Source organism: Streptomyces sp. NPDC111802 (assembly GCF_055634335.1).
The window spans coordinates 47,381-55,078 of sequence record NZ_JBVKCZ010000051.1 but is presented as its reverse complement, the minus strand read 5'-3'; the positions used below and the strand labels follow the sequence as shown (position 1 = coordinate 55,078).

Annotated in this window: 7 protein-coding genes; 1 reads left to right on the top strand and 6 read right to left on the bottom strand. The window is 68.0% G+C overall.

The features are described 5' to 3' along the window. Nucleotides 1-197: 197 nt before the first annotated feature. From ACZ7NC_RS38140 to ACZ7NC_RS38115, 6 genes are all read right to left on the bottom strand, one after another. Nucleotides 198-1,838: a beta-N-acetylhexosaminidase gene (locus ACZ7NC_RS38140; RefSeq protein ID WP_471495507.1), complete on the bottom strand. Its 1,641-nt coding sequence runs from the start codon at nt 1,836-1,838 to the stop codon at nt 198-200. Between the two features lies 1 nt (nt 1,839). Next, nucleotides 1,840-2,673 (bottom strand): carbohydrate ABC transporter permease, encoded by an 834-nt coding sequence (locus tag ACZ7NC_RS38135; RefSeq protein WP_471495511.1) that lies wholly within the window; start codon nt 2,671-2,673, stop codon nt 1,840-1,842. A 14-nt stretch (nt 2,674-2,687) separates the two neighbouring features. Beyond that, nucleotides 2,688-3,623 (bottom strand): carbohydrate ABC transporter permease, encoded by a 936-nt coding sequence (locus ACZ7NC_RS38130; protein WP_471495505.1) that lies wholly within the window; start codon nt 3,621-3,623, stop codon nt 2,688-2,690. Continuing rightward, entirely contained in the window at nt 3,620-4,924 is a 1,305-nt protein-coding gene (locus ACZ7NC_RS38125; RefSeq protein WP_471495503.1) for an extracellular solute-binding protein, read from the bottom strand. The genes ACZ7NC_RS38130 and ACZ7NC_RS38125 overlap by 4 nt, the downstream gene beginning before the upstream one ends. Nucleotides 4,925-5,171: 247 nt before the next feature. Beyond that, on the bottom strand, nt 5,172-5,456 hold the full coding sequence (locus ACZ7NC_RS38120) for a DUF3039 domain-containing protein (RefSeq protein ID WP_471495501.1): 285 nt from the start codon (nt 5,454-5,456) through the stop codon (nt 5,172-5,174). Nucleotides 5,457-5,486: 30 nt separating this feature from the next. Continuing rightward, nucleotides 5,487-6,059 (bottom strand): YqgE/AlgH family protein, encoded by a 573-nt coding sequence (locus tag ACZ7NC_RS38115; protein ID WP_471495499.1) that lies wholly within the window; start codon nt 6,057-6,059, stop codon nt 5,487-5,489. Nucleotides 6,060-6,313: 254 nt separating this feature from the next. Between ACZ7NC_RS38115 and murA the strand changes: the two genes are divergently transcribed. Then, complete coding sequence (murA, locus tag ACZ7NC_RS38110) at nt 6,314-7,654, top strand: UDP-N-acetylglucosamine 1-carboxyvinyltransferase (RefSeq protein WP_403452988.1); 1,341 nt, start codon at nt 6,314-6,316, stop codon at nt 7,652-7,654. Nucleotides 7,655-7,698 lie beyond the last annotated feature (44 nt).

Genomic DNA, 7,698 nt, shown 5'->3' with positions numbered 1-7,698 from the left:
CGAGGCCCGGCCGTTCAAGTGGACCAAGACCGCCGACCAGATCATCGACCGCATCTGCCGCTACTGCTCACGCATCTCCGAACCAGCTCACTAGGAGGCATTCGCCCGCCTGATCAGGGAGATGGTCCGTTTTCGTACGCCATCACCGGTGAATCCCGATTGACACTCTTCGGTGACCCCTTGCCGGTTTTTTTCCATTATCTGTTCGGGGGCGGTCCGTCGATCGGCCGGCCGAGCACTCCGGGGCGCCGCTGCCAGGGCCGCGGTCCCGTCGGTGGCCGGTAGGCGACGCCCAGGGCGTCAAGCCGCCCGTAGTGGGCGGTCATTCGGCGCTCGAAGTCGGCGAAGTCCCGTTCCGCGGGGGCGGGCAGGCTGCTCCAGGCCACCTCGGCGAAGGCGGCCAGGCGCGGGAACGTCTGGTAGTCCACGCGCGCGGCATCCTCCATCACCTCGGTCCACACATTGGCCTGCGTACCGAGCACGTGCCGGGCCTCGTCCGGCGTCAACTCGCCGGGAACGGGCTCGAACCGATAGACGTCCTCCAGGGTGCGGACGTACCCGATCGGCACCGGCTCGTCCGCGCCCGGGGCCTGACGGTGGTCCAGATAGACGTGCTGCTCGGGGCACATGACGACGTCGTGACCGGCGCGGGCCGCCGCGATGCCGCCCGCGTAACCGCGCCAGGAGGACACGGCCGCTCCTTCCGCGAGCCCGCCCTCCAGGATCTCGTCCCAGCCGATGAGCCTGCGCCCGCGCGCGGTCAGCCACTTGTCGAAGTGGCCGATGAACCACGCCTGGAGCTCGTCCTCGTCCTTCAACCCGAGTTCCCTGATGCGCTCCTGCGCGGTGGGCGACTGCCGCCACTGGTCCTTGAGGCATTCGTCACCCCCGACATGAATGAACTCCGCGGGGAACAGCTCAAGGACTTCCTCGAAGACCCCCTCGTAGAAGCGCAGGGTGTTGTCAGTGGGGGCGAGTACGTTCGGGTTGATCCCCCAGGTGTCCCAGACGGAGAGGACGGTGCCCCCCTCAATGGATGCGGTGATGACGTCGGTGTTGCCGAGTTCCGGGTACGCGGCGATGGCGGCCTGCGAGTGGCCGGGTACGTCGATTTCGGGGACGACGGTGATATGCCGCTCGGCGGCGTAGGCGACGATCTCCCTGATGTCGTCCTGGGTGTAGTAGCCACCGTGCGGCTTCTCCTCCCAGAGCGGGGAGGCCCGATGGCCGAATTTCGTGCGCGCCCGCCAGGAGCCGGCCTCCGTCAGCCGGGGGTACTTCTTGATCTCGACGCGCCAGCCCTGGTCGTCCGTCAGATGGAAGTGGAAGACGTTGAGTTTGTGGGCGGCCATCAGATCCAGGTAGCGCAGGACGCCGTCCTTGGGCATGAAGTGCCGGGCCACGTCGAGCATGAGGCCGCGCCAGCGGAATCGGGGGCCGTCCTCGATCGTGACGTACGGCACCGCCCAGATGCGATCACGGACCAGCGGCGCCCTGCGGTACGCGTCGGGGCCGAGCAGTTGCCGCAGTGTCTGGGCGCCCCAGAAGACACCGGCCGCGCTGCCGCCCTCGATGAGGACGCCGCTCGGGTCGCTGACGAGGCGGTACTCCTCGGGGCCTAGCCCGGGGTCGAGTTGCAGTCCGATGCCGTCGCCGTCGATGTCGTCGAGTTCTCGTCCCTCACGCAGTGGCAGGCCGGTGGCCTGCCAGAGGGCGGTGCGCAGCCAGTGGCCGACACCCTCCGTGGCGGTGCCGGCGTAGAGCTGGGAGCGCGCCGTCAGCCGTACCTCGTCGGCACCGGCGAGGACGCCACGGGGCGCCGGAATCAGTTCAGTCACGTCAGTCCTTTACCGCTCCGCCCAGCCCCGACACCAGCCGTCGCTGCACGAGCACGAAGAAGATCAGCACCGGAATCGTCATCACCGTGGACGCCGCCATCACCCCGCCCCAGTCCGGCTCGTCCGGCTTGTAGAAGACGAGCAGGGCCATCGGCAGGGTGGACTGCGAAGTGTCGCTGATGATGAAGGACTTGGCGAAGAGGAAGTCGTTCCAGGCGGAGATGAACGAGAACACGCTCGTGGCCACGAGCCCCGGGAAGACCAGTGGGAAAAGGATCTGCCACAGGAATCGCGACCGGCTCGCCCCGTCCATGTACGCGGCCTCCTCCAGGGCCTCCGGAACGGCCTTCACAAACCCCCGCAGCATCCAGATCGCGAAGGGCAGCGAGAAGGCGATGTGCGGCAGGATCAGCGAGCAGAGGGTGTTGAGTTGGCCGAAGTCCCGCATGAGGAAGAACAGGGGGATGGTGAGGGCCTCCACCGGCACCATCTGGGCCACCAGAAACATGATCAGCAAGGTGGTCCGGAAGCGGAACCGGAATCGGGTCACCGCGGTCGCCGCGAGAAACGCGATCAGCGCGGAGGCGATCACGACGGTGCACGCGACGAGGAGACTGTTGAGGAAGTAACGGCCGAATTCGTTCTGCTCGAAGACCCTCCGGAAGGAATCCAACGAGGGGTCCAGCGTCCATGGCCGCGGCTCGCTCGACTCGATCTCCCCGGCCGGTTTGAAGGCGCTGAGCACCATCCAGTACAGCGGAAACGCCACCACCACGGCGATCAGCAGCGCGGACGCCTCCGCGAGCAGCCGCCAGGGACGTCGTACGAGACTCATCGGACGCACGGGGCTCACAGCTCCTCCCCCTGCCTGCGCAGCAGCCGCAGGTACCCGAGCGTCACGGCCAGCAGGATCAGCAGCATCACGATCCCGATCGCCGAGCCGAGGCTGTACTGCGAGGACGCGAAGGCCTTCTGATAGGCGTACACGTTCAGCACGAGGTTCTGGCCCGCGATGCCGCCGCCGTTCGTCATGACGTAGATCTGTGTGAAGACCTTGAAGTCCCAGATCACCGACTGGATGGTGACGACCACCAGGATCGGCCGCAGCATCGGCGCCAGCACCGACCGCCAGACCCGCCACTGCGACGCCCCGTCCAGCTCGGCGGCCTCCAGCACCTCGGCCGGCACGGCGCGGATGCCGGCGTACACGGTCACCATGACGAACGGGAAGGAGCACCAGACCACTTCGAGCAGGACGAGGAAGAAGGCGCTGAGACGCCCGTACGTCCACGCGTGGTCACCGAGCCCCAGCAGCCGGTTCACCGGCCCGAAGTCCGGGTCGAACAGGAACAGCCACACCGTCGACCCGGTGATGGCCGGAGTCGCCCACGCCCCGAGCGCCGCCAGCATCAACGCCAGCCGCGGCAGAACGCGCACGCGCGTGAGCAACACGGCGAGCGCACACCCGACGGCGAGGGTCGAGACGACACAGGCCGCCGCGAAGAGCATGGTCGCCAGCAGCACCTGCCAGAACTGGTCGTCCCCGAAGAGCTCGGCGTAGTTCCCGAACCCCTGGAAGGTGGTGGGCTCCCCACCGCTGACCTGCGCCTGGGTGTACTCGAAGAACGAGATCAGCCCGAGCTGGTAGATGGGATAGACGAGCAGCCCACCGAGGACGACGAGGGCGGGGGCGAGATAGAGCCAGGGTGTCTTCTGACTCCGCACCCGCGACTGACTCCGCACCCGCGACCGGTCCGCGGCCCCCACCCCGACAGGCGCCGTCATCCGACGGAACCGAACGCCTCGTCCATCTTCTTCGCCGCGTCGCCCGAAGCGCCCGCCACATCCTTCTTACCGCTGATGACCTCCTGGAACATCGTCGGCAGCACCAGCGACGAGTCGATCTGCGACCACGCCGGCGACGCGGGCACGAACTTCGTGCCCGACGACAGGGTCTGCACGAACGGCTTCACGAACGGCTCCTTCGCCGCCGCCTGCTGACGCACATCGCCGAACGTCGGCAGAAAGCCCATCGCCTCGAACATCGACGCCTGTGTCTTCTTCGAAGTGAGCCGCTCCATCAACTCGACCGCCAGCGTCCGGTGCGACGTGCTCTTCAGCACCCCGATGTTGTTGCCCCCGGCGAACGCCGGCGCGACCGACCCGGACTGGACCCCCGGCAGCGGTACGACCGCGTACTTGCCCTTCACCTTCCCGGCCTCCACCGCGCTGTGGCTGAAGTCGCCGCCGATCGCCATGCCCGCCTTGCCGGCCGCGAACGCGGTGACCGTGTCGTTGCCGCCCATGCCCGCGCACTTGGCGGCGGGACAGTTGTCGTCGGAGAAGAGGGACGTGTACTCCTTGATGCCCTTCCTCGCGGCCGCGCTGTCGATCGCGGAGGCGTACGAGCCGCCCTTGCCGGTGGCGATCTCGCCGCCGTTGGCCCATACGAAGGGCATCGCGCCGTACGTATAGGCACCGCCCACCACAAGCCCGTACAACTCGGGCTTCGCGGCGCGGATCTTGCGGGCCGTCGTCGCCAACTCGGCCATGGTCTTCGGGACTTCGAGGCCGAGTTCCTCGAAGACGTCCGTCCGGTAGTACAGGGCGCGGACCCCGACGTAGAAGGGCGCGCCGTAGAGCTTGCCGTCCACGGTGACGGACTGCTTGGCGGTGGGGTCGGTGTCCTTCGCCTCGCTCCAGTCGCCGAAGTCCTCGGTGATGTCCAGGAGTCCGCCGTCCTTCACATAGCCGGCGGTGTCGGTGTTTCCGTACTCCATGACGTCGGGGGCGGACTTCGGGTCGTTGAAGGCGGCCTTGACGCGCTGGGCGCGGGTCTCGATCGGGATGTACTCGACCTCGGCCTTCACGCCCTCGTGCTCCTTCTCGAAGGCGGTGACGACGGAGTCGACGACCTTCTCCTTCGGCTTGTTGCCGACCTCCTGGAAGAGCCAGACCCGCAGGGTGCCGGTCTTCTCGTCCTTGTCGGAGGAGGAGTTGTCAGAGGTCCCCGGGGCACAGCCGGAGGCGAAGAGGGCGGCGGCCGCGAGCGCGGGGATCCCGAGAGAACGGACGGACAGGTTCATGGAGTGCTCCTCCGATGAGGTGTTGCACCATGGCCGGTTGCAACATGCGCAATGACGGTTTCGCTGTGCACAACACTCGGAGGCTAGGGAGTTCATGAACACGACCACAAGAGGTCTCAACCACTCTGTGACCGGCGGACGCACTCCCTGCAACGCACGGACAGCACAAAGGCCTCCAGGGCGCGCAAAACGCACCCTGGAGGCCTCACACGGCTACCGGGCCTTACGGCCGCCGGGCCGGGGCGGGCTACTTGTCGCCCTTGCCCTTGTCGTCGCCACCGCCGGCGCTCATGGACTCGTAGATCTCCTTGCACATGGGGCACACGGGGTACTTCTTCGGGTCGCGGCCCGGCACCCAGACCTTGCCGCAGAGCGCCACGACGGGGGTGCCGTCGAGGGCGCTCGCCATGATCTTGTCCTTCTGGACGTAGTGGGCGAAGCGCTCGTGATCGCCGTCGCCGTGGGAAGTCTGCGGCGTGGGCTCGACGAGGGTCCCCGTACCAGTCCCGCGCTCGGGCTCGAGAGTGCTCATACCGCCAAGAGTACTGAAAGCTCACACGCCTCAGTTGAGCGAAGGGTCGTCCGGATACGTGGCCACCATCGCGAGCTCGTTGCGCTGGCGGCGCAGCACCGAGCGCCACAGCCCTTCGGGGGACGGCGAGGACACATCGCCGGGCTCGGACTCCACGACGTACCAGGCGCCCTCCACCAGCTCGTCCTCCAGCTGGCCGGGGCCCCAGCCGGCGTACCCGGCGAAGATTCTCAAGGACCCGACGGCCGAGGCGAGCAGCTCCGGCGGCGCTTCCAGGTCCACGAGCCCGATCGCGCCGTGCACCCGGCGCCAGCCCAGCGGGGCGCTCTCGCCGACCGCGCCGCCGGGGATGACGGCGACGCCGAGCGCCGAGTCCAGGGAGACCGGGCCGCCTTGGAAGACGACGCCGGGTTCGCCGGCGAGGTCGGCCCAGCCCTCCAGGATGTCGCCCACGTCGACGGGGGTCGGACGGTTGAGGACGACACCGAGCGAGCCCTCCTCGTCGTGGTCGAGAAGGAGCACCACAGCGCGGTCGAAGTTCGGGTCCGCCAGGGCGGGCGTTGCCACGAGCAGCCGCCCTGTGAGCGAGGACACCTCGGTCATGCCAGACATGATCCCGCATCTTCCCTTCGCGTGGGGAGGCAATGCCGGTTCGGGAGTGAATGCAGCTCAGGGCGGACGGAAGCGCTGCCGGGCGCACGCGCGGGGGTGGTGACCGCTCGTGCCCGAGGGGGAACCGTTCGTGTTGTGACAGAGCTATGACGTTCCTGAGCCGTCCTTGGGCTTACTGAAGGGGGGTCGACGGCGATTACCCTTTCCCTCCTGGCCCCTGCCCAACTCATCGGAACGCGAGATACATGACCGTCAACGACGATGTCCTGCTTGTCCACGGCGGAACCCCGCTGGAGGGCGAGATCCGTGTCCGCGGTGCGAAGAACCTCGTACCGAAGGCGATGGTCGCCGCTCTGCTGGGCGGCGAGCCAAGTCGACTGCGCAACGTACCGGACATCCGTGACGTACGGGTCGTACGCGGTCTGCTGCAACTGCACGGGGTCACGGTCCGTCCGGGTGAGGAACCGGGCGAGTTGGTGATGGACCCGTCGCACGTCGAGAGCGCGAACGTCGCTGACATCGATGCCCACGCGGGTTCCAGCCGCATCCCGATCCTGTTCTGCGGCCCGCTGCTGCACCGCCTCGGCCACGCCTTCATCCCCGGCCTCGGCGGCTGCGACATCGGCGGCCGGCCCATCGACTTCCACTTCGAGGTGCTGCGGCAGTTCGGCGCGAAGATCGAGAAGCGGGCGGACGGGCAGTACCTGGAGGCTCCGCAGCGGCTGCGCGGCACCAAGATCAAGCTGCCGTACCCGTCCGTCGGCGCGACCGAGCAGGTGCTGCTGACGGCGGTGCTCGCGGAGGGCGTCACGGAGCTCTCCAACGCGGCTGTGGAGCCCGAGATCGAGGACCTCATCTGCGTCCTGCAGAAGATGGGCGCCATCATCGCGATGGACACCGACCGCACGATCCGCATCACCGGTGTGGACAAGCTCGGCGGCTACACCCACCGCGCGCTCCCGGACCGCCTGGAGGCCGCTTCCTGGGCGTCCGCCGCGCTCGCGACCGAGGGCAACATCTACGTCCGTGGCGCCCAGCAGCGCTCGATGATGACGTTCCTCAACACCTACCGGAAGGTGGGCGGTGCCTTCGAGATCGACGACGAGGGCATCCGTTTCTGGCACCCCGGCGGCCAGTTGAAGTCCATCGCCCTCGAAACGGACGTCCACCCCGGCTTCCAGACGGACTGGCAGCAGCCGCTGGTGGTGGCGCTCACGCAGGCGACGGGGCTGTCCATCATCCATGAGACGGTCTACGAGTCCCGTCTCGGCTTCACCTCCGCGCTGAACCAGATGGGCGCCCACATCCAGCTCTACCGCGAGTGCCTCGGCGGCTCCCACTGCCGCTTCGGCCAGCGCAACTTCCTGCACTCCGCGGTCGTGTCGGGCCCGACGAAGCTCCAGGGCGCCGACCTGGTCATCCCCGACCTCCGCGGCGGCTTCTCGTACCTCATCGCGGCCCTCGCGGCCCAGGGCACGTCCCGGGTCCACGGCATCGACCTCATCAACCGGGGTTACGAGAACTTCATGGAGAAGCTCGTGGAACTGGGAGCGAAGGTGGAGCTGCCGGGCAAGGCACTCGGCTGACGGCAGCTCCTGGCCCCGGCCCAGCGCAACGCCGGGCTCGGCCG

Bases quoted from the DNA above. Each gene is read 5' to 3' on its own strand.
- ACZ7NC_RS38130 (WP_471495505.1), bottom strand. From the start codon at position 3,623: ATGACGGCGCCTGTCGGGGTGGGGGCCGCGGACCGGTCGCGGGTGCGG.
- ACZ7NC_RS38135 (WP_471495511.1), bottom strand. From the start codon at position 2,673: ATGAGTCTCGTACGACGTCCCTGGCGGCTGCTCGCGGAGGCGTCCGCG.
- murA (WP_403452988.1), top strand. From the start codon at position 6,314: ATGACCGTCAACGACGATGTCCTGCTTGTCCACGGCGGAACCCCGCTG.
- ACZ7NC_RS38115 (WP_471495499.1), bottom strand. From the start codon at position 6,059: ATGACCGAGGTGTCCTCGCTCACAGGGCGGCTGCTCGTGGCAACGCCC.
- ACZ7NC_RS38125 (WP_471495503.1), bottom strand. From the start codon at position 4,924: ATGAACCTGTCCGTCCGTTCTCTCGGGATCCCCGCGCTCGCGGCCGCC.
- ACZ7NC_RS38120 (WP_471495501.1), bottom strand. From the start codon at position 5,456: ATGAGCACTCTCGAGCCCGAGCGCGGGACTGGTACGGGGACCCTCGTC.